A 24,791-nucleotide genomic window follows, 5' to 3' on the forward strand; every position below is an offset into this window, starting at 1 on the left:
GCGTGTCCGTGCGCCGCGATGCGACGTAGGCTGGTGGCGTGACGCGGGAGGACGCCGGCGACCAGGACGCGGCCTGGCAGCAGATCGTCGACAACTACGGCGATCGGGTGCTGATCGACCCCGTCGAGGAGACCTCCGGGGAGACCGCCGGGCACACCGACGCCACTCCAGACCGGGTCGAGGACCTCCACCTGCCTGACGAGCCCGCCGACCCCGACGAGACCGCCGTGGGCGACGATGACCTGGACGAGGTCGACCGCTTCGTGCCCGAGGAGGCACCCCCGGTCGCGATGCCGCCGCTGGACCGCCTGCTGGCCTGGGCCGGGGTGCTCGGCTCCCCCGTCGTGCTGCTGGTGTTCCTGCTGCTCGGGCTCAGCCTGCCCGGCCTGCTCGCCTGGGTCCTCGTCGGCGGCTTCATCGCCGGGTTCTGCTACCTGGTCGCCCGGATGCCCGGCGGGCCGCGCGACCCCTGGGACGACGGGGCCCGCGTCTGAGCGACGCCGGCCTCCCTGTCGCTGTCCCTCTCTGACCTGCCGGTTCAGCCCGTCGCGTCCCGGGCCAGCAGCGCCGCACCGACCGCACCGGCCACCGGCCCGAGGCGAGCGGCGAGGAGCGGCGGCACCGCACGGTAGGCGGTGCCCTGCAGCGAGTCCCGCAGCGCGGCCCGGGCGGGCTGCAGCAGCAGGTCGTCCTCCGCCGCCACGCCGCCGCCGACGACCACGACCTCGGGGTCGAAGGCGGAGACGAGGCCGGCCACCCCCACCCCGAGCCACGTGCCGACGGACGAGAACGCCTGCCGGGCCACCTCGTCACCGCCACGCGCCAGCGCGGTCACCTGCGGACCGTCGAGATGTCGCCCCAACGCGACCCGGGCCAGGCGCTCCAACGCCCGACCGGAGCAGTACTGCTCCCAGCAGCCACGCAGACCGCACTCGCAGGCCAGCCCGTCGGGCACCACCTGCATGTGCCCGAACTCCCCGGCCAGCCCGCGGGCCCCGCGGACCACGCGGCCGTCCAGCACCAGCGCGCCACCGATCCCGGTGCCGATGGTGACCAGCAGGGCGGAGCGCGCACCCCGGGCCGCCCCGGCGAGGACCTCGGCGTACGCGGCACAGTTGGCGTCGTTGTCGACCACGACCGGCAGCCCGGTACGACGCGCGAGCCGCTCGCGCACGGGTGCGTCACGCCACGGCAGGTGGGCACCGAACAGGTAGCGCCCGCGCGCGGCGTCGACCAGCCCCGCCAGCGACAGCCCGATCGCGGCCGGGCCGGGCACGTCGTACACGTCTCGGGCGGCGGCCGCCACGACCTGCTCGAGCCGGTGCTCCTCGGCGTCGCGCCCCGGCATCGGCCGGGTGCTGCTCGCCTCGACCTGACCGTCGGCGGAGAGTCGTACGGCGAGCACCTTCGTGCCGCCGACGTCGACGCCGATCGTGCTCGCCGCGTGCGGCCGCCCGACGGTGGTGCTCATGTGGCTCAGGACCCGTGCTCAGGTACGGGCGAGGTCGGCGGCGCCGATGACGCCGGCCCGCACCCCGAGCTCGGCCAGCCGGAACTGTGCGGCGGGGCGGAACCCGCGGCCGGTCAGCTCGGCCTCGAAGGTGGTGCGCATCGGCTCCAGCAGCAGGTCGCCGGCGGTGCTGACGCCGCCGCCGACCACGATGAGCGCCGGGTCCAGCACCGCTGCCAGCGAGGCGAGGCCACGGCCCAGCCAGCCCCCGAGCCGCGCCAGCTGCGCGATGGCGAACCGGTCGCCCTCCTGGGCGGCGGCGGTGATCATCGGTCCGGTGATCGCGGCGGGGTCGCCGCCGGCGCGCTGCAGCAGGGCCCGGGCCAGCAGCGAGCTGGCGGCGGCCGCCTCACGGGTGTCGGCCACCAGCGCCGAGCCGCTGCCGTACTGCTCCAGGCAGCCGTGGTTCCCGCACCCGCAGAGCCTCCCGTCGGGCACCAGGCACAGGTGCCCGATCTCGGCGCCGATGCCGTGCGCGCCGCGCAGCAGCCGGCCGCCGGTCACGATCCCTCCGCCGACGCCGGTGCCGACGGTGACCATGAGCTGGTCGGCGACACCACGGCCGGCCCCGAACCGGGCCTCGGCCCACGCGGCGGCGTTGGCGTCGTTCTCGACCAGGACCGGCAGACCCGTCAGTCGGCTCAGGTCGGCCCCGAGCGGCTCGTTGCGCCAGGCGATGTTGGGCGCGAACAGCACGGTGGAGCGGTCGGCGGCGATGTAGCCGGCGGCGCCGACCCCGACCGCCTTGACCGAAAGGCCCGCGCAGAGCCGGGCGACCAGGGACGCGACGGTCGCCTCGAGCGCGGTGGGGTCGGTGGCCGGGGACTCGACCTGCTCCTCCACCAGGATCCGCCCTTCGGCGTCGACGACGGCACCGGCGATCTTGGTGCCGCCGATGTCGATGCCGCAGGTCAGCTCACCGGCGGTCGGCTCCGGCCGGGCGCTCATCGCGGTTCGTCCTCGGAGTCGTCGAGGTCGATGTGCTGCACCGAGGCCGCCCGCGGAGCCGTTGCGTCGCCGTCGGCGCGCTGGGGTGGCTGCTGCATCGCCTCCAGCAGCCCCGAGGCCGCCTGCAGCAGGGACGAGGCCGCGACGACGAGGTGCGTCTTGACCTCCGGCGAGGCCACCCGTACGGCGTGCACCGCTCGGCACAGCGGGCAGTAGCGGCACTCCGCGTCCCCGGTCGCCAGGTGCTCGTTGACCTGCTGGGCCATGCCGGCCGCCTGCCCGGCGAGGTCCCCGGCCAGGTCCCCGGCCAGGCCGCCCGCGCCGCCGCCCTGGGTGCGGGCGAGGTCCGCCAGCGCACTGAACAGCTTCGTCGCCTCCTCCGCCACGGAGCCGATCTGGTCGTCGCCGGGCTGGGGGCCGCCGGGCTGGGGGCCGTCGGGCTGGGGGTCGTCGGGCTGGTCGCTCATCGCGCGTCCTTCTTCTGGCGGTCAGGCCGGTGGTCCGGCTGGTCCGGCTGCTCGGCGAAGCGCACCTGCAGCTCGCCGTCGGCGACCCGGGCCCCGACGACGCGCAGCCGGGCCAGGCCGGCGGGCAGGGTGAGCAGCCGGCGGTAGGAGCCGACGGTGAGCACCAGCTCGTCGCCGTTGCGCGCCAGGTCGACGTCCTCACGGGTCACGAACGGCAGGCTGAGGTGGATCACGGCGCCCGCACCCTGCGACCGGGTGACCCGGAACGGCCCCTGCCCGACGGGCTCGGCGAGGGGGTCCGTGGCGTCGTACAGCTCGGCGGCCAGGGCGCCGAGCGCCTCCACGCCGACGGGCTCGGCGGACTGGTAGGGCGCGGTGAGCACCGGCAGGCCGGCGAAGGACTGCTGCACCTCGGCGAGGACCGCCTGCTGGGCGCGCACCCAGCCGGCGCGCCAGGGGTCGCCGTCCGCCGCGGGAAAGACCCGGTTGGCGACGACCGCGTCGACGCGGTAGCCGAAGAGGGAGAGGCTGGTGTAGGCCCGGCGGGCCTCGGCGAGGACCACCTGCTCGGGGGTGAGCACCAGGCGGACGCTCGCGCCGGGGCCGCAGAGCAGGTCGTGCACGTCGTCGAGCTCGTCGTGCAGCCGGGTGATCGCGTCGAACACGTCGTCACCGGGCATCGGCACGCCGGCGGCGCGGTCGAGCAGCGGCCGCAGCGCCCGCACCAGCCGACGCTGGATCGGCAGGAGCCGCTCCAGGTACCAGCCCAGTGCCTCCGGCAGCGCGAGCAGGCGCAGCGTCTCGGCGGTAGGGGCGCAGTCGATGACGATGACGTCCCACCCGCCCCGGCGGGCGTGCTGGCGCAGCTCCAGCAGCGCGAGCACCTCCTCGGCGCCCGGGATGACCGTCATCTCCTCGGCGGCCACCGGGTCCATGCCCACCGCGTCGAGCACGGAGAGCAGGTAGCGCTGCACGTCGGCCCAGGACTGCTCGAAGCGCTGCTGGGCGTCGACCTGCTGCAGGTAGAGGTTCGGCGCGACCTCGGTCGGCTCGAGCGGGCGTACGGCGCCGAGGCCGTAGGCGTCGGCCAACGAGTGCGCGGCGTCGGTGGAGATGACCAGCGTGCGGTGGCCGCCGGCGGCGCTCAGCGCCGCCGTGCCGGCGGCGACGGTCGACTTGCCGACGCCTCCCTTGCCGGTGAACAGGATGATCCGCACGTCGGCCCCCTCGTGGCGCTCAGGCGCCGGACTCGACGCGCTTCTTCAGCCCCTTGAGCGCTGTGTCGATCAGGATCTTCTCGCCCTTGCGCTTGAGCATCCCGATCAGCGGGATGGAGACGTCGAGCGCCAGGCGGTAGGTGACCTCGGTGCCCGCGCCCGTCTCCCGCAGCACGTAGGCACCGTCGAGCGCCTTGAGCATCTTGCCCTCGACCAGGGTCCAGGTGACCTGCCGGTCGCCGTCCCACTGGTAGGCCAGCGTGTACTCGTCCTTGATCGGAGAGACGTCGAGGGCGAAGAACACCTCGCGGGCCCGGCCGCGCTCGGGACCGTCCGCGGGGAAGGTGGAGCGCACCTCGGCCACCGTCACACCCTTGGCCCACTGGGGGTAGGCCTCGAAGTCGGCGATGGCAGCCATCACCGCTGCAGCAGGGGCGTCGACGACGATCGACGAGGACGTCTGTTCTGCCATGCGGCGAAGGCTACCGGACTCCTATGCCGCGCATAGGTCGCACCAGTGGCCAGGAGTACCCTTCGACGGCCCCCAGAGCAGGAGGAACGGTGCGCGAGTACACCAACCCGCAGACGATCACGATCCCGACCACCGGCAACCTGACCGACGACGTGGTCAGGAACGCCGAGCGGACCCCCGACCGACCGCAGTTCGCCCGCCCCGACGAGGAGGGCGGCTGGGTCGACGTGTCCTGCGCCGAGTTCCTCGCCGAGGTCTCGGCGCTGGCGAAGGGGCTCCTCGCCGCCGGGATCGAGGCCGGTGACCGGGTCGGGCTGCTCAGCCGGACACGTTACGAGTGGACGCTCTTCGACTACGCCATCTGGTTCGCCGGCGCGGTCAGCGTGCCGATCTACGAGACGTCGTCGGCCGACCAGATCGCCTGGATCCTCTCCGACTCCGGCGCCCGTGCCCTGGTCGTGGAGGACGCGGACCACCTGGCCCGGGTCGAGCCGCTGCGCGCCGACCTGCCCGCGCTCGAGCACGTCTGGACGATCACCGACGGCGCCGTCACGGCGCTCACCGCCTCCGGTGCCGGCGTGGGGGACGCCGAGCTGGAGGAACGTCGTACGACGGCCGGGCCGGACGACCTGGCCACGCTGATCTACACCTCGGGCACGACGGGCAAGCCCAAGGGCTGCATGCTCACCCACGGCAACTTCGGGTTCGAGCTGGGTGTAGCCGTGGAGGAGCTGGAGCGGCTCTTCGACACCGAGGGCTCCTCGACGCTGCTGTTCCTGCCGCTGGCCCACGTCTTCGCCCGGATCATCGAGGTCGGCACGATCAAGGCGGGCACCCGGGTCGGGCACAGCGCCGACATCAAGAACCTGCTGCCGCAGCTGGCTACCTTCCAGCCGACCTTCGTGCTCGCGGTGCCGCGCGTGTTCGAGAAGGTCTTCAACACCGCCTCCCAGCGGGCCACGGCGGACGGCAAGGGCCGGATCTTCGACCGAGCGGCCGAGGTCGCGATCGCCTACTCGCGTGCCCTGGACGGCGGCCGGGTGCCGTTGCGGATCCGCGCGCAGCACGCCCTGTTCTCCCGCCTCGTGTACGCCAAGCTGCGCACCGCGCTGGGCGGCAGCTGCGAGTACGCCGTGTCCGGCGGTGCTCCGCTGGGCGAGCGGCTCGGCCACTTCTACCGCGGCATCGGGGTCAACGTCCTCGAGGGCTACGGCCTGACCGAGACCACCGCCGCGCTGACCGTGAACCTGCCCGACGCGCAGAAGATCGGCACCGTGGGACGTCCGCTGCCGGGCACCTCGGTGCGGGTGGCCGACGACGGTGAGCTGCTCTTCCGCGGCGGCCAGGTGTTCACCGGCTACTGGAACAACCCCAAGGCGACCGCGGAGGCCATCGACGCCGACGGCTGGTTCCACACCGGTGACGTCGGGGAGATCGACGACGAGGGCTTCGTGCGGATCACGGGCCGCAAGAAGGAGATCCTGGTGACGGCGGGAGGGAAGAACGTCGCCCCGGCCGTCCTGGAGGACCGGGTCCGGGCGTCCGCACTGGTCAGCCAGTGCCTGGTCGTCGGCGACGGCCAGCCCTTCATCGGCGCGCTGATCACCATCGACGAGGAGGCGTTCTCCGCGTGGGCCGAGCAGCGCGGCAAGCGCGGATCGGTCGCCGACCTCATCGACGACCCTGACCTGCGCGCGGAGATCCAGGCCGCCGTCGACGACGCCAACAAGACGGTCTCCAAGGCCGAGTCCATCCGCAAGTTCACGATCCTGCCCCACGACTGGACCGAGGACGAGGGCCACGTCACCGCCAGCCTGAAGCTGAAGCGGCACGTGGTCATGCGGGACTACGTCGAAGAGATCACCAACCTCTACTCCTGAGCGCGCGGTCCCGGGCCCGGCCGACACGTCTCACCGTTTTGGGGTTTTGGTCACTGGTGGCCCGGGACTTCGCTAGCCTCGCCCTGCGCGTCCGCCGGGGAGGGCGGCGACAGCACCATTTTTCTCATCAGTGAGCGGTCGACGTGGCTCCCCGGGGAGGGTCCGCGGCCGACTCATGGGGAGCGGGAGGGCTCAGAAGTGGATCGTCGCAGGTTGATGCTGGTGCTGGCCGCGGTGATCGCCGCGATCGGAGTCGGACTGGTCTTCGTGTTCGCCCGGGGCGCCGAGAGCCGCGCGGCCGAGAGGTATGAGACCACCAAGATCGTGACCGTCGCGGCCGGCAAGACCGTGCTGCCCGGCGAGAGCATCAAGTCCGCCCTCGACACCGGCAAGCTCGCCGAGACCGACGTGCCGCGGGCCCAGGTCCTCGCCGACGCGCTGCGGGGCGCGGACCTCACGGACCTCGACGACAAGGTCGCGCTCACCACGCTGTACGCCGGCGAGCAGCTGCTGTCCACGAAGTTCGGCGGCGTCGGCGACACCGTCGACGTGGCGACCCTGCCGCTGCCGAGCGGGATGATCGCCAAGCCGGAGTCGTTCGACCTGCCTGTCGGCTCCTTCATCCTCCCCGGTTCACAGCTCGCGGTGTTCCTGACCACCGACGCCAGCGCCCCGACCTGCCTGCTCGTCGACCGGGTGTCGGTGATCTCCGTCGGCGCCCAGACGACCACCCCGGAGACCTCCGAGCCGGCCGAGGCGGGCAGCGCCCCGGCCCTGCACCTCGCGGTCACCCAGAAGCAGTTCGAGCAGATCGAGGACGGCAAGACCCGCGGAGAGCTGTCCGTGGCCCTGCTGAACTCGGCGAGCGAGGTCAAGCTCGACAAGAGCGGGCCCTGCGCAGCGATCCGCAACGCACGGTAGGGACGACATGCCGGTTCTCGTAGAGCAGGATCCGACCACCGTCGAGGAGCTGCTGGTCGCGATGCCGCCAGGCTCGCACGCCGTGGGCACCGCTGAGCGCGGCCTGGCCTGGCTGGACCAGCACACCGACGAGTACGTGCTCGTCCTCGGCTCCACTGTCCCCCTCGACATGGCGCTCGGGACCGCCGAGCAGCTGCGCATCCAACGCCCCACCGTCAGCGTGGTGCTGGTGCGCGAGACGTTCGACACCGACGTGCTGACCCGCGCGATGCAGGCCGGGGTGCGCGACGTGGTCGTCGCCGACGAGCCGAAGGCGCTGACCGGCGCCGTGGAGCGCGCTCACCAGCTCTACCAGGCACTGCGCGGACCCGGCGGGGCCAAGCAGGTCGGCCGTGTGGTCACCGTCTTCTCCCCCAAGGGCGGCGTCGGCAAGACCACCTCCTCGGTCAACCTGGCGCTGGCGCTGACCGACCGGGGCGCCCGCAAGGTCTGCCTGGTCGACCTGGACCTGGCGTTCGGCGACGTCGCCATCACGATGCAGCTGTTCCCGACGCACTCGATCGAGCAGGCCGTGGGTGCGGAGGACTCGATCGACCTCGGCATGCTCGAGGGCCTGCTCACCCGCGCCGAGGACTCCCTCATGGTCCTGGCCGCGCCGGCGCACCCCGACGTGCGGGAGCGGGTCACCCCGCTGCTGATCTCCCGGATCCTGCGGCACCTGCGCGACGGGTTCGACTACGTGGTCGTCGACACCTCACCGTCCTTCGACGACGCCACCCTCACCGCGCTCGACGAGACCGACGAGTGCGTCATCATCGCCACCCTCGACGTGCCGACGTTGAAGAACGTCAAGGTCGCACTGGAGACGATGGACATGCTCAACATCGCCCGCGGTCACCGCCACCTGCTCCTCAACCGGGCCGACGAGGAGGTCGGGATCAGCGTGGACAAGGTGGAGAGCATCCTCGGCATGCCCGTCTCGGCGCAGGTCGCCACCGCCGTCGACATCGCGGCCTCCACCAATGCCGGCACGCCGATCGTCTCGACCAAGCCCGGCCACGCGGCGAGCGTCGCGTTCAGCCAGCTGGCCGCCTCGGTCACGGGTGAGCCCGTGGCCGCACCCCTCGTCCCCGCCCAGCAGAGCGAGCAGCAGGGCAGGTCTCGCGGGCTCTTCCGCCGCGGGAGGAACTGATGGCCAGCCTCTCCGATCGTCTCGCCGCGGCCCGCCGCGAGGCCGCGGCCGCACAGGACAAGCAGGCGGCCGACCAGTCCGGCAGCGAGCAGGCGGCCGCCCAGGCCCCGGTGAGCACCACCCCGGAGCCCGCCCCCGCCGCCGGCAGCGCCCCGGGACCGCTCTCGGCCCGCACCGCGGTCGCCGCGTCCGAGGGACGCCCCGGTGCCCGGCGAAGCATGGCCGCCCAGGAGGCCGACCGGATCGAGGAGCTGAAGTCCAGCGTGCACGCCGAGCTGCTCAAGCAGCTCGGGCCGCACCTCTACGACGCCGAGATGGACCAAGAAGAGCTGGACCAGCGCGTTCGCTCGGTGCTCTCGGAGGTCCTCGCAGCCCAGGACCGGCCGCTCAGCGCGGCCGACCGCAGCCGGGTGACGCAGGAGATCACCGACGACATCCTCGGCTACGGCCCGATCGACCCGTACCTGCGTGACCCCGAGGTCTCCGAGGTGATGGTCAACGGGCACGACAGCGTGTGGCTGGAGCTCAACGGCCGCCTGGTCAAGGCCGAGGCGCACTTCAGCGACGAGGCGCACCTGCGGCGCACCATCGACAAGATCGTCTCCCGCATCGGCCGCCGCGTCGACGAGTCCTCCCCCATGGTCGACGCCCGGCTCCCCGACGGCAGCCGGGTGAACGCGATCGTGCCGCCGCTGGCCGTCGACGGATCGGCGCTGACGATCCGCAAGTTCTCCGCCGACCCGCTCACCGTGCAGGACCTGATCAACTTCGGCTCCCTGACCCCGCAGACCGCCGACTTCCTCGACGCCTGCATCCGGGGCCGGCTGAACGTGATCGTCTCGGGCGGCACAGGTGCCGGCAAGACGACGACGCTGAACGTGCTGTCGTCGTTCATCCCCAGCGACGAGCGGATCGTCACGATCGAGGACGCGGCGGAGCTGCAGCTCAAGCAGGACCACGTGGTGCGCCTGGAGTCGCGCCCCTCCAACATCGAGGGCAAGGGCGAGGTCAGCATCCGCGACCTGGTCCGCAACAGCCTGCGCATGCGCCCCGACCGGGTCGTCGTCGGCGAGGTCCGCGACGCCTCCGCGCTCGACATGCTGCAGGCGATGAACACCGGGCACGACGGATCGATCTGCACCCTGCACTCCAACGGCCCGCGGGACACGCTGGCCCGCATGGAGACGATGGTGCTGATGGCCGGCATGGACCTGCCGATCCGCGCCATCCGCGAGCAGATCGCCTCGGCCGTGGACCTGATCGTGCACCAGACCCGGTTCAAGGACGGGTCGCGCCGGATCACCCACATCACCGAGGTGGAGCGGATGGAGGGCGACATCATCACCCTCCAGGACATCTTCGTCTTCGACAACTCCGCCGGGTTCGACGAGAACGGCCGCGTCCTCGGCCGGCTGCGCCCGACCGGGCTGCGGCCCACGTTCGTGGAGAAGCTGGCCCAGTCCAACGTGGCCGTGGACCCGACGCTCTTCCGAACGGAACGCATCTGATGTCGCCGGGTGCCCGGCGACGCCGGGTCGAGGGCTCGCAAACGTGGGCACGGCTCGCGGGGCTGCTGGTGGCGGTCCTCGCGGTGCTGTTGCTGCCCGCCGGTGCCGCGAGCGCTGCCGACGGTTCGATCGCGTACGTCGAGGCGGGCGAGGACGGCCTGCGGATCCTGGTCGACGTGCCCCCCGGCACCCAGGCCGACCTGACCGGGGTGCAGGTCACCCTGGACGGCAAGGAGCTCGCTGCCACCGCCGAGAGCACCCGCCAGGGCACGGCCGTCCGGCGCACCACCGTGCTGGCCATCGACACCAGTCGCTCGATGCGGGGCAAGGGGCGCTTCGCGGCCGCCCAGGCGGCCGCGGCGGCCTACCTGCGCACCGTGCCGCCGGACGTCGCCGTCGGCATCGTCACCTTCGACTCCGACGTCGAGGTGGCGCTGGAGCCCACCGAGGACCGCGCAGCGGCGCAGGCCGTGCTCGAGGGTCTCGGCCTGAGCCGGGACACCCTGCTGTACGACGGCCTCACCGCCGCCGTACGCAGCGCCGGCAACGTCGGGCAGCGCACCGTCCTGGTGCTCTCCGACGGCGCGGACACCGGCAGCCGAGCGAGCCTCGAGGACGTCACCGCCCTGGTCGAGGAGAGCGAGACCCGGGTCCACGTCGTCGGCCTCGACCTGCCCGCCGACCAGCTCGCCGCACTGCGCAGCATCGCGACGACCGGCAAGGGCGAGGTGATCACCTCCACCGGCGACGCGCTGGCCCGTACGTTCGCCGCGCAGGCGGCCGCGGTCGCCGATCAGGTGCTGGTCACGGCTCCCCTGCCCGAGGCCTTCGCGGCGAGCGTCGCCAACGTCGTCGTCACGCTGCCCACCGCCACCGAGCCCGTGGTGGCCCGGGCGCTGGCGCCGGTCGAGGTCGCGGCCGCGGGCAGCAGCGCGGCGACGGGCACGCCCGACCTCGCCATCGACGGCGGCTGGGTGGCGCCCGCCTGGTTGCTGTGGGTCGGGCTGGGCGTGCTGGCCGTCGGCCTGGTCACGGTGGCCGTCCTGCTCGTGCCGCCGCCGCCCGCGCCGCTCAGCATCGCGGACCGGGTCACGGCGTACAGCCGCTACGGCGCCGGACCCGCGGGGGCGGCTCGGGAGTCGGACGAGAAGGCCGCGGAGCCGATGCTGGAGCAGGCCAAGGCCGCGGCCGCCGGTGTCCTTGATCGCAACCATGGCCTCAACGACCGGCTGACCCGTCGCCTCGCCGCCGCCGGCAGCGAGTTCAAGCCCTCGGAGTGGCTGCTGGTCCACGTCGGCGTGGTGCTCGCCGGCGGTGTGCTCGGCCTGCTGCTGGGCGGCGGCAGCATCGTGGTCGGTCTCATCTTCGTGCTCGTCGGCGCGGCGCTGCCGCCGCTGTACCTCCGGACCGTCGCTGGTCGGCGGCGCAAGGCCTTCGACAACGCGCTGCCGGAGGTGCTGCAGCTGCTCTCCGGCGCGCTGAGCGCCGGTCTCTCGCTGGCCCAGGCCGTGGACACGGTGGTCCGGGAGGGTCCGGAGCCCATCGCCTCGGAGTTCAAGCGGGTGCTGGTCGAGGCCCGGATCGGCGTGGCACTGGAGGACGCGTTCGAGGGTGTGGCGGAGCGGTTCAACAGCCGTGACTTCGCCTGGGCCGTCATGGCGATCCGGATCCAGCGGCAGGTCGGCGGCAACCTAGCCGAGCTGCTGACCACGGTGGCCGCCACCATGCGGGAGCGGCAGTTCCTGCGCCGGCACGTGCGGGCGCTGTCGGCCGAGGGCCGGATGTCGGCGATGATCCTGTGCTCGCTGCCGCCGGTGTTCGCGCTCTACCTGCTGCTGACCAACCCGGCGTTCCTGGAGCCGCTCTACCGCGATCCCCGCGGCATCGTGATCAGCGTGGCGGGGGTCGCCTGGCTGGCGATCGGGGTGTTCTGGATGTCGCGCATGGTGAAGGTGGACGTCTGATGCTGCTCCTCGTCGCGTTCTTGATGTTCCTGCTCGCCATCGCCGCGGTCGGCGCCGGTCTCGCCAGGGAGCAGCCGCAGGGCTTGCAGCGCGCTCTCGAGGCGCTGGAGCGTTCCGGCCTCGCCGGCCAGGAGATGGCCCAGGAGGCGGACCGTCCCTTCGCCGACCGCGTGCTGGAGCCGATGCAGACCCGCGCGTTGACCCTCGGCCGCCGGATCACCGGGGCGGACAAGGCGGAGCGGATCCGGCGCAAGCTGGACTTCGCCGGCAACCCCCGTGGTTGGTCGGTGGACCGGGTGGTCTCGCTGAAGGTCATGGCCGCGGTGGTGCTCCCGGTCTGCTTCGGCGTCTACGGCCTGCTGCTGGGCTTCAGCCCCACCTGGCTGGTGCTGCTGGTGCTCGGCGGGGCCGTCGTCGGATTCTTCGCCCCCGACATCTACCTGTACCAGTGCGCGGCGAAGCGGGCCGACAAGATCAAGCGCACGCTGGCCGACGCCGTCGACCTGCTCACCATCAGCGTGGAGGCGGGCCTCGGCTTCGACGCCGCCCTGCAGCAGGTGGCGCGCAACACCGACGGCCCGTTGGCCGAGGAGTTCTCCCGGGTGCTGCGGGAGATGCAGCTGGGCATGGGCCGCGCCGAGGCGCTGCGCGCGCTGGGTGCGCGCAGCAACGTCGACGACCTGCACACCTTCGTCGGCGCCATGGTGCAGGCCGACGCCTTCGGCATCCCGGTCGGCCAGGTGTTGCGGGTGCAGTCCTCGGAGATCCGGGTCAAACGGCGGCAGTACGCCGAGGAGAAGGCGCAACAGGTGCCGGTGAAGATCATGATCCCGCTGATCCTGTGCATCCTGCCGTGCCTGTTCGTCGTCGTCATGGGGCCGGCGGTGCTCTCCGCCATCGACAGCTTCTCCGGCGCAGGCTGACACCCGCTGACGATGGCCAGTAACCAGTCCTTCGCGGTCGTGGCTGCCGCCCGGCTCTTCGCGCTGCTCGCGCTGGGCGCGCCGGCGCTGTGGCTCCAGCAGTCCGAGAGCGTCGCGGCCATCGGAGCGCTCGGCCTGCTCTGGGTCTACCAGGGACTCACCGCCACCCGGCGCGAGCTGCGCCTGTCGGTCTCGCCGATCACCGAGGGCGCCGCGGTCGGCGTGATCTGCGCGCTGGGCATGCAGAGCAGCGTCACGCTGCTGGCCGCGCTGGTGGTGCCACCGTTGTACGCCACCGCCATCGCCGGCACGCAGGTGATGGTGCGCACCGTCGCCGTCCAGCTGATCAGCGTCATCGCTCTGGCGCTGATGTGGGCCCAGGAGCTCACCCCGGACCAGAGCGTGGGCATCTTCGTGTGGACGGTGACCGGGGTCGGGCTCAGCCTGATCGCGTCGTACACGTTCGCCGACCACCGCAGCGCGGACCCGGTGGCGCCGTACCGCGATGCTCAGCAGCACCTGCGTCAGCTGCTCGACCTGGCCGGTGGACTCAGCTCCGGGCTGGACGTCGGCGCGATCGGCGGCGAGCTGCTCAGCCAGGTCAGTGACCGGATCCCGAACCGCGGGCTCGTGCTCTACGTGCCGCACGGCGAGAAGCTGACGCCGGTGGCCTCCACCGTCGAGCTGGATGCCGTGGACGCCGCGGCCTGTGCCGTGCTCGCCGGTGAGGTGCGTGCCCTCGACGTGCGCGGTGATGCCCACATCGAGGTCGGCCAGGGTTTCGCGTTCCGGGTCAGCGACCAGGCCATCGTGGCGGGCATCCGCCCGGCGACCGCCGATCCCGGTGCCACGCCGGCACTCGACCGGGTGGGCCGGGATCTGTCCGACAGTGCCGTCAAGCTCGACGCCGCCCTGCTCTTCGCCGAGTTCCGCACCGCCGCGACCGCCGACGAGCGGAACCGGTTGGCCCGCGAGATGCACGACGGGGTGGCCCAGGACATCGCCTCGCTCGGCTACATCATCGACGCCCTCGCCGCACGGCCCGCCGACGAGCAGCAGGCCAAGGCGCTCGCCATGCTGCGCGAACGGGTCTCCAAGGTGGTCGCCGAGGTCCGGCAGTCGGTGATGAACCTGCGCACCAGCATCGGCGAGAACGAGAGCCTGGGCGCGGCGATCAGCGGCGTGGCACGGCACCTGTCGGAGTCCTCCGGCATCCCGATCCGGGTCCGCCTGGACGAGCAGCCGGCTCGGTTGCGTCCGGAGGTGGAGGCAGAGCTGTTCCGGATCACGCAGGAGGCGATCAACAACGCCGTCAAGCACGCGCGCGCCACCGCGATCGACGTCCGGTGCCAGGTCTATCCCCCGGAGGCGGTGATCACGGTCACCGACGACGGCGTGGGGCTGCAGACGGCCCGCAGCGACTCCCACGGGCTCAAGATCATGCGGGAGCGTGCCAGACTGATCGGCGCCGAGCTGGTGGTCAGGGACAACGCCAGCCGGGGACTCACCGTCGCGGTGTCGGTGAAGACCCCGAGGCACACGGCCCGTGCTCCCGCAGGGTCGAACAGCACAGAGGAGAAGCGATGAGCGAGCAGATCACCGTCCTGCTGATCGACGACCACGAGCTGATCCGCGACGGCCTGGGCGCCGTCCTCGACCTGGAGCCCGACCTGGCGGTGGTGGCCACCGCCGGCTCGGTCGCCGAGGGCATCGCGCGCTACCGCGAGCACAGGCCGGCGGTGGTGATCACCGACCTGCAGATGCAGGACGGCACCGGCCTCGACGTGGTCCGCACGCTGCGCAAGGAGAGCGACACCGTCGGGCTCGTGGTGCTGACCATGCACTCCGGCGACGAGCAGATCTTCGCCGCGATGCAGGCCGGCGCGTCGGGATTCGTGGGCAAGGACGCGCCGTCGACCGAGGTGATCAAGACCGCCCGGCACGCCGCGGTCTCCCCCAAGGCGTTCGTCTGTGCCGGGCTCGTCGGTGCGATGATGCGCCGCACCTCGGCCGAGTCCACGGCGCTCACCGAGCGCGAGCACGACGTGCTGTTGCTGCTGGCCGAGGGGCTCAACGCCGCCGCCATCGGCGCCAAGCTCTACCTGTCGGAGTCGACCACCAAGTCGCACATCGCCCGGATCTACCAGAAGCTCGGCGCCGCCAACCGGGCGCAGGCGCTGGTCACCGCGATGCGGGTCGGCCTGCTGTCCACGGTGCAGCCCTCGGCGCGCTGAGGTCCGCCCGGGTTTCCTGGCCCGAAGTGACTAGTGGCGAGGAGACGAACTCCCGATCCTCGAGGGCCAGTGGTCCGACAGGATTGGGACATCGGGGGCCGCCCCCGGAGACACGCACGTCGATCAAGGAGTCACTCTCATGGTCCAGTACCTCAGCATCCTGCTCAACGCCCGTTTCGCCAAGATGGAGGAGCGCGGCGCCACCGCCGTCGAGTACGGCCTGCTGGTCGCCCTGATCGCCGCCGTGATCGTCGGGGTGGTTGCCACCCTCGGCGGCAAGATCGACGACGCGTTCGGCAAGGTCAACAGCAAGCTCTGATCCCAACGTCGAACCGCTCGGCCGCGTCACCCCGGGTGACGCGGCCGGCGTGCTTTTCGTTCCGTAGAAGAGGGCATCGATGAGCAGGTGGCGTCCATCCCAGGACCGCGGCACCGCCGCGACCGAGTACGCCCTCCTCGCCTTGCTGATCGCCGGCGTCATCGTCACCGCCGTCAGCGCATTCGACGGCTCAGTCATGGACCTGCTCTCCTCCGCCGGCCTGCTGGACGCCCTCAGCCCCTGAACGCGTCCGCGTGCGCCACCCGCTGCAGCACGGTCGGGTGTGAACCGAACCACCACTGCGACCAGGCGGGCGGCGTCGGGTCGGCCAGGGAGCGCAGCGCGAGCCGGACCTGCAGGTCCCGGAACGCCTGCGGGTCCCCCGTGCTCTCCAGCGCCACCTGGTCGGCGCGGGTCTCCATCTGCCGGCTGATGCCGTTCTGCACCGGGGACGCCAGCAGGGAGACCAGGGCCGCGAGAGCCAGCAGTCTCGGGATGTCGCGCACCCCGATGCCAGGTTCGACTGGTGCAGCCTCTGGGGCACCGCGGCCTCCGGCCGGCAGCACCAGCCCGAGCAGACCGAGAGCGACCATGGCGCCCGCGGCGCCGAGGAGCGTGCCGGTGACCACGTCGTCGTGCTTGGCGTGGGCGAGCTCGTGGGCGACGACGGAGAGCGCCTCAGCCGGTGGTGTCGACTCCACCAGGGTGTCGTAGAGCACGACCCGGCGGGTGCTGCCGATGCCGGAGACATAGGCGTTGAGGGTCGTGGTCCGTCGCGATGCGTCCGCGACGAGCACGTCCTCGACGTCGACGCCCTCACGGTCGGCGAGCTGCAGGATCTCGGTGCGCAGCTCGCCGTCGGGCAGCGAGGTGAAGTCGTTGAACAACGGCTCGACGAGGACCGGGTAGACGAAGGAGCCGAGCACGACGACCGCGGCGGCACCCAGTCCAGCGATCAGCGGCCACAGCCGGGGCAGCAGTCGCACGCACGCCAGCAGGGCCAGCACCGCCAGCGAGGTCGATGCCACGGTGACGAGCTCGCTGACCACGAGGTCGCGCGCCCAGGCGCCCCAGGTGCCCGCAGCGAGGCCCTCGTCCAGCCGCAGCCGGCGCAGCGCGATGGCGAACGGCAGCGTGACGACTCGTCCGACCAGGCTCAGCGCGGCCACGACCACCACGACCCTGACCCAGCGCCAGCCCCGGACCCGGCCGGCCCAGCGACGGCCCAGGCGACCGAAGCCGAGCCAACAGGCCACGGCCAACGAGAGGGCCAGCGAGGACCAGCTCCACACCCGGCTCCAGGCGGCGAGGTGCTCGGCGCGGGCGATCTGCGCCTCGGTGAACACGGAGTCGGCAGGCACCGGCGGAGGCGTGCCGCCCGGTACCGGCTCCCACGGCACCCGCCACACGGCGATGACCACGAAAGCGAGCGCGCCGACGACGACGGTGAGCGCCGCGACGCTCCGGCGGCTCAACCGGGGGCCCCTCACGGCGCCTGCTCCGGGACGCCGGCGAGTGTCGCCAGCCGCTCCTGCCACGCCGTGGTCAGCTCCGCCTCGGACCAGCCGAACCCCGAGCGCAGGGCCGGCGCGAGCTTCGTGCCGTCGAGGACGGCGCGGTACAGGGCGACCAGCGCGGCCTCGCCGCGGCGCTCGGCGAGGGTGACCGCCACCTGCCAGGCGGCCTCGTAGACGCCGCCGAGGTGGCTGGCGCCCGGGGAGAAGTCGGTGTCGGCGGGCAACGCGTCCGGGAGACCGTCGCGGCGCACCTCCTCGATGACCTGCCCCGCGGTCCGGTCCAGGGGGAGGTCCAGGTCCCGCAGGGCGACGTAGTCGGCGAAGCCCTCGACCAGCCACAGCGGTGCCCCACCGGCGAGCACGGCCCCGGTCAGCGCGTGCACCGCCTCGTGCGTCATCACGACCTGCGCCGCCACCGGGTCGAGGTCGTCGTACACGGCGCGGTTGAGGAAGACGTGCACCGGTGCGTCCGGCACCCGGGAGCCGTCCGCGGGCGCGGTCACGGCCGCGATCGCGGCGTACTCCCCCGCATCGGCGCCGAGCGCCCGGTGCAGGGCGGTGGTGTCCGCAGGCACCTCGACCACGAGAACGGCGTCCTTCTCGACGACGTCACGGCTCTCCACGACCGCCTGCCGCGCCCATCGTGCGTACGACGCCAGGTCGGCCGCGGCACCCTCGCCGACCACGACGGCACCCGGGACCCGGCGCACCGTCACCGGGCCTGCCAGCCACAGCGGCAGCCTTCCTGAGGTGCCGCCGATCGCGGAGACCGCGTGTCCGCCGTCGGCGAAGGAGAAGGGCAGCTCGAGCCGGGCAGCGGCCGTGGCCGATCCGGGCATCCGCCAGGTGAGCGCGACCAGGCCGTCCCAGCCGTCGGCGCCACGGGTCCGCCCGGTCTCGGTCACGTAGCGGAGCGTGACCTCGCGCAGCCCGAGCTCGCGGACGTTGCCGGCGACGGCGGCCAGCAGCTGCTGCGCCGGTCCGTCGGCGCCGAGGCGCTCGGCCGCGGCGCGGTCGCCGGCCACCAGCGCCTGCTGGAGAGCCGTGACGGTCGACGTCGCCGCGGTCGCGTCGACCGCGGAGCTCGCCTTGGCCGGAGGCGGCGCGACGTACTCCTCACCGCCACAGCCCCCGCAGAGGAGGGCGAGCGCGAGCAGCGCCGCTCCGGCTCGGCGGATCACCCAGGCCGGACCGCTCCGGCGTAGGGCATCTCGTCGACGCTCGACACCTTCACGCCCGCGCCGGGGTTGGCGGCGTGGACGATCTTTCCGTTGCCCAGGTAGATGCCGACGTGGCTGATCGGGCTGTAGTAGAAGACGAGGTCGCCCGGCTGCAGCTGGTTGCGGGCGACGGGCGTTCCGGTCCCGGCCTGAGCGCGGGAGGAGTGCGGCAGGCTGACGCCGGCCTGGCCCCAGGCGCGCATCGTCAGGCCCGAGCAGTCGAAGGCGTCGGGGCCGGCGGCGCCGAAGACGTAGCGGTCTCCGACCTGGGCCAGCGCGTAGGCGATGGCCGCCTTGGCGCGGCCGGAGGCGGGGACGGAGGCAGCGGCGGGGGCACGCTCGCTGTCGCGGGACACGATCTCGTCGCGCTCGGCCGCCTCGAGCCGGGACAGCAGCGACTCCGCCTTCGCGAGCTTGTCGTCGGCTTCCTTCTTCTCCTCGGCCAGCTTCGCCTTGAGCGCTGCGATGGCCTTGCGGCGCTTCTCGGTCTGGCTCTCGCGGATGCCGTAGGCCTCGCGCTCGTTGTCGTAGTCCGACAGCAGCGCCTCGTGCAGGCCGTCGACGGTCTCCTTGGTCGACAGTCCGTCGAGGAAACGCTCCGAGTCGGAGGCGAGGAGGTCGCCCGCGGGGCCGAGGCCGCCGTTCTGGTAGCGCTGGATGATGGTGTCCCGGACCTCGGCGCGGACGCCGTCCAGGCTCTCGCCCTGGCGGGACTGGTCGGCCCGCAGCGACTTCAGGTCGCGATTGAGCTCGGTCAGCTCGATGCGGACGTCGTTGTAGCGCTCGGATGCCTGCTCGGCCTGGTGCAGCAGCGCCTCGACCCGCTCCCGGACCGTGTCGACGTCGGGCTCCGCCGTTGCCGGCGAGCTCACGGACAGGGCGAGAGCGCCGGAGAGGGCGAGCGCCGCGAGCGAGGCGGCAGTGCGGTTTCGGCCCTTCAGCACGTGCTGGCGGTCCCCTTCGGTGTCGTACGCCTACCGGGTGAGCTGACGGATTCGGGCACGACATGCCCTACCCGCACTCCTCGTTCCCCCCTCAACCCGGTAGGGCTGGCGAGGTCACGCCTCGTGCGGGATTCACCCCAGATTGAGTGGTTCCCCGGCTCCGCGACCGCGAGCGGCCTCGGACTCAGCGCAGTGTCCGGCAGGTCGGTCGACCCACTTCCTCGGACACTTCGAGGGCCGACTCTAATCCCCTGCATCAGGCCTCACCAAACCGCGCACCCGCGTGTTGTGGGCCTCGCTGCGGGAGGTTCGCCACACCAGGCCACACGAGTCACAGCAGCCCCAGCGGTGCCTCAGGCGGACTCGACGTGCGGCGCCGCGACCGGCCGCACCAGCCGGAGCGGCGGCACCAGCCCGCCCTCGGCGAGGGCGCCGAGAGCGCGCAGCTCGTCGTCGTCGACCCGCAGCTCGGGCGGAGGGCCCAGCAGCACCGTGACCACGCAGTCGTGGCACGACAGGCCGCGCACCACACAGGTGTCGCAATCGATCGTGGTTGTCATGCCGGACACGCTGCACCGACCCTCCGACAGAACTCGCCACATCGTTCGTCGGGGGTCGCCCTTACGGTCACCCCATGCCCGGCAGCACCGTCACGCCCTCGTCCCCTCACTGGGAGGCGCAGCTCTCGTTCGAGGAGCTCGGTCGACCGTTGCGCGAGGTCACGTTCTGCGTGGTCGACCTCGAGACGACCGGCGGCTCCGCACGCGACGGCGACCGGATCACCGAGATCGGCGCGGTCAAGGTCCGCGCTGGCGAGGTGCTCGGCGAGTTCCAGACGCTGGTCAACCCGGACACCTCCATCCCGGCGTTCATCGCCGTCCTCACCGGCATCACCAACCGGATGGTCGCCGATGCGCCGCGGATCGGCACGGCGCTGCCGGCCTTCCTGGAGTTCGCGGCAGGGACGGTGCTCGTGGCGCACAACGCCCGGTTCGACGTCGGGTTCCTGAAGCACTTCGCCGGCGTCCACGACCTGGCGTGGCCGGACTTCGAGGTGCTCGACACCGTGAAGCTCGCCCGGCACGTCGTCACCCGGGACGAGGCGCCCAACCACAAGCTCTCCTCGTTGGCCACGCTGTTCCGGGCACAGACCACCCCCAACCACCGCGCCCTCGCCGACGCGCGGGCGACGGTCGACGTGCTGCACGGCCTGATGGAGCGCCTCGGCGGCCTCGGCGTCGACACGCTCGAGGAGCTGCAGGCGTACTCCTCGCGCGTGGCGCCGGCCGCGAGGCGCAAGCGGCACCTCGCCGACGGCCTCCCGAACGCCCCGGGCGTCTACCTCTTCCGCGACGAGGGCGAGCGGGTGCTGTACGTCGGCACCTCGAAGGACCTGCGCCGACGGGTCCGGACCTACTTCACCGCCTCCGAGAAGCGCACCCGGATCGGGGAGATGGTGCAGCTCGCGGCGGCGGTGACCGGGATCGAGTGCGCGACCGCACTGGAGGCCGAGGTCCGCGAGCTGCGCCTGATCGCCGAGCACAAGCCGCCCTACAACCGCCGCTCGCGGTTCCCGGAGAAGGTGACCTGGCTCAAGCTGACCAAGGAGCCATGGCCCCGGCTGACCCTGGTCAAGCGGGTCCTGGACGACGAGGCCGACTACATCGGTCCGTTCTCCTCGCGGGCGCGCGCCGAGGAGGCGCTCGCCGCGTTGCACGAGGTCTTCCCCGTCCGCCAGTGCACCGGCCGGCTGCCGCTCCGGCCGTCCCGCTCACCCTGCGTGCTCGCCGAGCTCGACCGCTGTCTGGCCCCCTGCGACGGCAGCGTCGACGTCCAGACGTACGCCGCCGTGGTCCGCCAGCTGCGTGACACGCTCCAGCGCAGGCCCGACGACGTGGTCGAGCAGATCGACGCCCGGATGCGCACCCTGGCGGAGCAGGAGCGCTTCGAGGAGGCCGCGCAGCACCGGGACCGGCTGGCCGCCCTGGTGCGGGCCACGGCGCGCACCCAGCGGCTGAGCGCCCTCACCCGCTGCGCGGAGGTGGTCGCGACGCGACGCGAGGACGACGGCCGCTGGTCCGTGCACGTCGTCCGGTTCGGCCGGCTGGCCGGCGCGGGCGTCATCCCCTCCGGCGCGGACGCCGTCGCCTACGTGGAGGGCCTGCGCGCATCGTCGGAGACGGTGCTGCGGACCCCGGGGCCGACGCCGGCGGCGAGCGCGGAGGAGTCGGAGCGGGTGCTGCGCTGGCTGGAGAAGCCCGGGATCCGGCTGGTGGACGTCGTGGGCGAGTGGAGCTGTCCGGTCGCCGGGTCGGCCCGCTTCGCGACCTTGCTCACTAAGGTGGGCACATGATCACCGCCATCGTCTTCGTGCAGGCCGAGACCGCCCGGATCCCCGAGGTGGCGGAGGCGATCGCCGCCCTCGACGGGGTGAGCGAGGTCTACTCCGTGACCGGGCAGATCGACCTGATCGCGCTCATCCGCGTCGCACGCCACGACGACATCGCCGCCGTGGTCGCCGACCGGCTCAACAAGGTCGAGGGCGTCGTCGACACCGAGACGCACATCGCCTACCGCGCCTACTCCCGCCACGACCTCGAGGCCGCATTCTCGATCGGTCTCGACTGAGGGTGAGGGACCACCTCTCCGCGAATGAGGGCGCACCGGCCCGCTCCCGCTTTCCGCTGCTGATCCGCGCCTGGCCACCCGTCACGAGCCTGCTCCTCGTCGCCCTGCTCGCCGCCGTCGCGAGTCGCCCCTACCGCTCGTTCGACACGTACTTCCACCTCCGCTTCGGCAGCGAGTTCCGCGACACCTGGTCGTTGCGTCATCCCGGGCACGTCACCAGCGCCGCCAGCAACGACTGGGCCCCGACGCAGTGGCTGCCCCAGGTGGTGGTGTCGTGGATCGCCGAGCGCTCCGAGGGCGCCCTGGCCCTCGTGCTGGCGACCCTGCTGGCGGGTTTCGCAGGCGCCGTCTACCTGTACTTGCGCAGCCGCACCCGCCCGGGCACGGCGATGACCCTCACCCTCGCCGTCGTCGTCGGTTGCCTCCCCTACCTCACCGGGCGTCCACAGGTGCTGAGCTACCTCTTCCTGGTCGGCGTCCTCGCCTCCTGGGACCTCGCCCGCAGGACCGGACGTGCCCCGTGGTGGCTGGTGCCGCTGGGCTGGGTGTGGGCGATGAGCCACGGGATGTGGGTGCTCGGCGTCGCGGCCAGCCTCGTCCTGGCCGTCGGCGTCTGCTGGCAGCAGCGCGCTAGCCGGCCCCACGACCGCCTGATGCCCCGGGCGCTCCGTCTCCTCGCGGTCCCGGCCGGGATGCTCGGCGCGGCCTGCCTCACCCCGGTGGGACCGCGCCTGGTCGGGGCGGTCCTGCAGGTCGGCTCCCGTTCAGAGCACTTCGCCGAGTGGGCGGCCCCCGAGCTGCTCACCCTGGGCGCGGCACCGGTCACCCTCCTGCTCGCCCTGGCCGTCCTGCTCACGATCCGGCGAGACCGGGTGGAGCCCTACGACGTGGCCCTGCTGGGCCTGGGCGTCCTGTTCTCGATCTACTCCCAGCGCACCCTCCCGCTCGCGCTCGTCGTGTTGGCCGCCGTCGTCGCCGGCGAGCTCGGTCGGCTTCGCCGACGCACCGGCGGCCGCACCGGCGGCCATCCCGGCGCCCAGCCCGGTTCCCAGCCCGGTTCCGGCGAGCTGACGTTCGTGGGTGTGCTCGCGGCCGCGGTGGTCGTCGTCGCGGGACTCTTGCCCCTGCGTGACGTGCCGGCGAGCGAGATCGAGCCGTTCGCCGACGTGCTCGCGGACCTGCCGGCTCGAAGCGTGGTCCTCACCGATCGGGCGACGGGGGCGGTGCTCCTCTGGACGGACCAGGACCTCGACGTCCCCATCCACGGTTACGGCGACGTCTACACCGACGCCGAGCTCGAGGCCTACGACGACCTGGCCCGGCTGGAGCCGGGCTGGAAGCGGACCCTGGAGCGGCTGGGCGCCCAGGTCGCGCTGCTGCCCGAGGACGATCGTGTCGCTGCGGCACTGCAGGACCACGGCTGGCAGGTGGTCCGAACCTCCGACGACCTGGTCTACCTGGTCGCTCCCCCAGCCGGCGGCTGAGCGATCAGGCGGAGGCCGCCGCCACCCAGCGCTCCAGCGTCGCGGCGGCCGCCCCGCTGTCGATGGCCTCGGCGGCACGCTCGATGCCGGCCGCGAGCGCCTCGGCGACCGGCTTGCCGGCCGCGTCGTAGACCGCCAGTGCGGCGCCGGCGTTCAGCAGCACGGCGTCGCGCACCGGCCCGGTGCGACCGGCGAGCAGGGCACGCACGACCCCGGCGTTGTGCTCGGCGTCACCGCCCCGGAGGTCCTCGGTGGTGGCGGGGGCGAGACCGAACGCGGCAGGATCCACGGTGCCCTCCTCGACCGCACCGTCGTGCACCACCCACAGCCGGGAGGTGGTGGTGGTCGTGAGCTCGTCCAGGCCGTCGTCGCCGCGGAAGACCCAGGCGTCCACGCCGCGGGCGGCGAACACGTGCGCCATGACCGGCGCCATCCGGACGTCCGCGCAGCCGATGGCCTGTGCCTGCGGCCGGGTCGGGTTCGCGAGCGGGCCGAGGACGTTGAACGCGGTCCCGATGCCCAGCTCCTTGCGGGGAGCCGCGGCGTAGCGCATGGCCGGGTGGAAGGAGGCGGCGAAGCAGAAGGTGATGCCGGCCTCGACCGCGATCTCCGCGACCCGGTCGGCGGGCAGGTCGAGGCGCACCCCGAGTGCCTCGAGCACGTCGGCGGTGCCGGACTTCGACGAGGCCGAGCGGTTGCCGTGCTTGACCACTCGCGCGCCGGCTCCGGCGGCGACGATGGCCGACATCGTGGAGATGTTGACGGAGAACGAGCGGTCACCACCGGTGCCGACCACGTCGAGCAGCCGGCCGGGGACGCTGATCGGCGTCATCACGCCGTACATGGCGTCGACCAGGCCGGTGAGCTCCGCGGCGGTCTCGCCCTTGGTGCGCAACGCGACCACGAAGCCGGCGATCTGCGCCGAGGTGGCGGCGCCGGCGAGGATCTCACCCATCGCCCATGCCGCCTGGGCAGGCTCCAGGTCCTTCCCGGCGGTCAGGGTGCCGAGGACGTCAGGCCAGTCCATCACGGCGCTCAGGCCGGGACGCGCGAGCGCAGCAGCGACACGACGGCGTCGGCGAGCACGATCGGGTCGATCGGGTGCGAGACGGCGGCGTCGGCGCGCGACCAGGTCGCGAGCCAGGCGTCCTGCGGTCGCCCGGTGAGCACGAGGAGCGGAGGACAGTCATGGATCTCGTCCTTGAGCTGCTTGGCGATCCCCATCCCGCCGGCGGGCACGGCCTCGCCGTCCAGGATCGCGAGCGCGACCTGACCGGCGTCCATGTGCTGGATGACGACCGGCTCCGTGGCGACCTCGACGTACTCCAGCTCCGGGAGGTCCGGGTGGGGCCGCCGTCCCAGGGCGAGGATGACCTGCTCACGGGTGTGCACATCGTCGCTGTACACGAGCACCTGCAACGCCTTCGGGAAGCTCACGCTCGC

At 72.8% G+C, this 24,791-nt stretch carries 25 protein-coding genes and 1 riboswitch; of the genes, 14 read left to right on the forward strand and 11 right to left on the reverse strand.

Annotated features, from left to right (window positions below; genetic code table 11):
• Nucleotides 1-38: 38 nt before the first annotated feature.
• The gene (locus tag KG111_RS11020) at nucleotides 39-494 is read left to right on the forward strand and encodes a hypothetical protein (RefSeq protein ID WP_205292666.1); all 456 of its coding nucleotides are present in this window, start codon (nucleotides 39-41) and stop codon (nucleotides 492-494) included.
• Nucleotides 495-538: 44 nt separating this feature from the next.
• On the opposite strand, the gene KG111_RS11025 is transcribed toward KG111_RS11020, so the two are convergent.
• From KG111_RS11025 to KG111_RS11045, 5 genes are read right to left on the reverse strand one after another with little or no spacing between them, the layout of a single operon-like run.
• Complete coding sequence (locus KG111_RS11025) at nucleotides 539-1,471, reverse strand: ROK family protein (RefSeq protein ID WP_205292667.1); 933 nt, start codon at nucleotides 1,469-1,471, stop codon at nucleotides 539-541.
• A gap of 18 nt (nucleotides 1,472-1,489) precedes the next feature.
• A complete protein-coding gene (locus KG111_RS11030) occupies nucleotides 1,490-2,458 on the reverse strand; it encodes an ROK family glucokinase (protein ID WP_205292668.1) in 969 nt (322 codons plus the stop codon).
• Nucleotides 2,455-2,925 (reverse strand): hypothetical protein, encoded by a 471-nt coding sequence (locus KG111_RS11035; RefSeq protein ID WP_205292669.1) that lies wholly within the window; start codon nucleotides 2,923-2,925, stop codon nucleotides 2,455-2,457. Before KG111_RS11035 ends, KG111_RS11030 begins: the two co-directional genes overlap by 4 nt.
• The gene (locus KG111_RS11040; protein ID WP_205292670.1) at nucleotides 2,922-4,142 is read right to left on the reverse strand and encodes an ArsA family ATPase; all 1,221 of its coding nucleotides are present in this window, start codon (nucleotides 4,140-4,142) and stop codon (nucleotides 2,922-2,924) included. The genes KG111_RS11035 and KG111_RS11040 overlap by 4 nt, the downstream gene beginning before the upstream one ends.
• Nucleotides 4,143-4,161: 19 nt before the next feature.
• Nucleotides 4,162-4,614 carry an SRPBCC family protein gene (locus KG111_RS11045; RefSeq protein ID WP_205292671.1) on the reverse strand — a complete coding sequence of 151 codons (453 nt, stop codon included), beginning with the start codon at nucleotides 4,612-4,614 and terminating at the stop codon, nucleotides 4,162-4,164.
• An 89-nt stretch (nucleotides 4,615-4,703) separates the two neighbouring features.
• Here KG111_RS11045 and KG111_RS11050 point away from each other — a divergent pair, with 89 nt between their 5' ends.
• From KG111_RS11050 to KG111_RS11095, 10 genes are all read left to right on the forward strand, one after another.
• Nucleotides 4,704-6,494 carry an AMP-dependent synthetase/ligase gene (locus KG111_RS11050; RefSeq protein ID WP_205292672.1) on the forward strand — a complete coding sequence of 597 codons (1,791 nt, stop codon included), beginning with the start codon at nucleotides 4,704-4,706 and terminating at the stop codon, nucleotides 6,492-6,494.
• A 198-nt stretch (nucleotides 6,495-6,692) separates the two neighbouring features.
• Nucleotides 6,693-7,415 carry a Flp pilus assembly protein CpaB gene (gene cpaB / locus KG111_RS11055; RefSeq protein ID WP_205292673.1) on the forward strand — a complete coding sequence of 241 codons (723 nt, stop codon included), beginning with the start codon at nucleotides 6,693-6,695 and terminating at the stop codon, nucleotides 7,413-7,415.
• A gap of 7 nt (nucleotides 7,416-7,422) precedes the next feature.
• A complete protein-coding gene (locus tag KG111_RS11060) occupies nucleotides 7,423-8,607 on the forward strand; it encodes a CpaE/TadZ family protein (protein ID WP_205292674.1) in 1,185 nt (394 codons plus the stop codon).
• Nucleotides 8,607-10,115, forward strand: a complete 1,509-nt coding sequence (locus tag KG111_RS11065; protein ID WP_205292675.1) for a TadA family conjugal transfer-associated ATPase — start codon at nucleotides 8,607-8,609, stop codon at nucleotides 10,113-10,115. Before KG111_RS11060 ends, KG111_RS11065 begins: the two co-directional genes overlap by 1 nt.
• Nucleotides 10,115-12,079 carry a type II secretion system F family protein gene (locus KG111_RS11070; protein WP_205292676.1) on the forward strand — a complete coding sequence of 655 codons (1,965 nt, stop codon included), beginning with the start codon at nucleotides 10,115-10,117 and terminating at the stop codon, nucleotides 12,077-12,079. Before KG111_RS11065 ends, KG111_RS11070 begins: the two co-directional genes overlap by 1 nt.
• Nucleotides 12,079-13,002, forward strand: a complete 924-nt coding sequence (locus KG111_RS11075) for a type II secretion system F family protein (protein WP_205292677.1) — start codon at nucleotides 12,079-12,081, stop codon at nucleotides 13,000-13,002. The genes KG111_RS11070 and KG111_RS11075 overlap by 1 nt, the downstream gene beginning before the upstream one ends.
• Before the next feature lie 12 nt (nucleotides 13,003-13,014).
• Complete coding sequence (locus KG111_RS11080; RefSeq protein ID WP_205292678.1) at nucleotides 13,015-14,589, forward strand: sensor histidine kinase; 1,575 nt, start codon at nucleotides 13,015-13,017, stop codon at nucleotides 14,587-14,589.
• The gene (locus KG111_RS11085; protein WP_205292679.1) at nucleotides 14,586-15,236 is read left to right on the forward strand and encodes a response regulator transcription factor; all 651 of its coding nucleotides are present in this window, start codon (nucleotides 14,586-14,588) and stop codon (nucleotides 15,234-15,236) included. Before KG111_RS11080 ends, KG111_RS11085 begins: the two co-directional genes overlap by 4 nt.
• 139 nt (nucleotides 15,237-15,375) lie before the next feature.
• Nucleotides 15,376-15,555 (forward strand): Flp family type IVb pilin, encoded by a 180-nt coding sequence (locus KG111_RS11090; RefSeq protein ID WP_205292680.1) that lies wholly within the window; start codon nucleotides 15,376-15,378, stop codon nucleotides 15,553-15,555.
• A gap of 79 nt (nucleotides 15,556-15,634) precedes the next feature.
• Nucleotides 15,635-15,799 (forward strand): Flp family type IVb pilin, encoded by a 165-nt coding sequence (locus KG111_RS11095; protein WP_205292681.1) that lies wholly within the window; start codon nucleotides 15,635-15,637, stop codon nucleotides 15,797-15,799.
• Here KG111_RS11095 and KG111_RS11100 read toward each other — a convergent pair.
• The 4 genes from KG111_RS11100 to KG111_RS11115 form a co-directional block, all read right to left on the reverse strand.
• A complete protein-coding gene (locus tag KG111_RS11100; RefSeq protein WP_205292682.1) occupies nucleotides 15,789-17,030 on the reverse strand; it encodes a M48 family metallopeptidase in 1,242 nt (413 codons plus the stop codon). The genes KG111_RS11095 and KG111_RS11100 overlap by 11 nt on opposite strands.
• Before the next feature lie 11 nt (nucleotides 17,031-17,041).
• Entirely contained in the window at nucleotides 17,042-18,253 is a 1,212-nt protein-coding gene (locus KG111_RS11105) for a hypothetical protein (protein WP_205292683.1), read from the reverse strand.
• A complete protein-coding gene (locus KG111_RS11110; RefSeq protein WP_249666087.1) occupies nucleotides 18,250-19,236 on the reverse strand; it encodes a C40 family peptidase in 987 nt (328 codons plus the stop codon). Before KG111_RS11110 ends, KG111_RS11105 begins: the two co-directional genes overlap by 4 nt.
• A 12-nt stretch (nucleotides 19,237-19,248) precedes the next feature.
• Nucleotides 19,249-19,436: riboswitch (cyclic di-AMP (ydaO/yuaA leader) on the reverse strand.
• Between the two features lie 153 nt (nucleotides 19,437-19,589).
• Nucleotides 19,590-19,796, reverse strand: coding sequence for a hypothetical protein (locus KG111_RS11115; RefSeq protein WP_205292684.1), 207 nt, complete (start codon nucleotides 19,794-19,796; stop codon nucleotides 19,590-19,592).
• Nucleotides 19,797-19,870: 74 nt separating this feature from the next.
• Here KG111_RS11115 and KG111_RS11120 point away from each other — a divergent pair, with 74 nt between their 5' ends.
• Genes KG111_RS11120 through KG111_RS11130 form a run of 3 tightly spaced genes read left to right on the forward strand, consistent with a single transcriptional unit; the run spans nucleotide 19,871 to nucleotide 23,348 of the window.
• On the forward strand, nucleotides 19,871-21,589 hold the full coding sequence (locus tag KG111_RS11120) for a DEDD exonuclease domain-containing protein (protein ID WP_205292685.1): 1,719 nt from the start codon (nucleotides 19,871-19,873) through the stop codon (nucleotides 21,587-21,589).
• A complete protein-coding gene (locus tag KG111_RS11125) occupies nucleotides 21,586-21,864 on the forward strand; it encodes an Lrp/AsnC family transcriptional regulator (RefSeq protein ID WP_205292686.1) in 279 nt (92 codons plus the stop codon). The genes KG111_RS11120 and KG111_RS11125 overlap by 4 nt, the downstream gene beginning before the upstream one ends.
• Nucleotides 21,865-21,866: 2 nt before the next feature.
• On the forward strand, nucleotides 21,867-23,348 hold the full coding sequence (locus KG111_RS11130; RefSeq protein ID WP_205292687.1) for a hypothetical protein: 1,482 nt from the start codon (nucleotides 21,867-21,869) through the stop codon (nucleotides 23,346-23,348).
• Between the two features lie 4 nt (nucleotides 23,349-23,352).
• Here KG111_RS11130 and trpD read toward each other — a convergent pair whose 3' ends face one another.
• Together trpD and KG111_RS11140 are read right to left on the reverse strand one after the other, a co-directional pair.
• Nucleotides 23,353-24,375, reverse strand: a complete 1,023-nt coding sequence (gene trpD / locus KG111_RS11135; protein ID WP_205292688.1) for an anthranilate phosphoribosyltransferase — start codon at nucleotides 24,373-24,375, stop codon at nucleotides 23,353-23,355.
• Between the two features lie 8 nt (nucleotides 24,376-24,383).
• Nucleotides 24,384-24,785 carry an Rv3143 family two-component system response regulator gene (locus tag KG111_RS11140; RefSeq protein WP_205292689.1) on the reverse strand — a complete coding sequence of 134 codons (402 nt, stop codon included), beginning with the start codon at nucleotides 24,783-24,785 and terminating at the stop codon, nucleotides 24,384-24,386.
• Between the last annotated feature and the right edge of the window lie 6 nt (nucleotides 24,786-24,791).

The organism is Nocardioides faecalis, assembly GCF_018388425.1.
GTDB classification, from domain to species: Bacteria; Actinomycetota; Actinomycetes; order Propionibacteriales; family Nocardioidaceae; genus Nocardioides; species Nocardioides faecalis.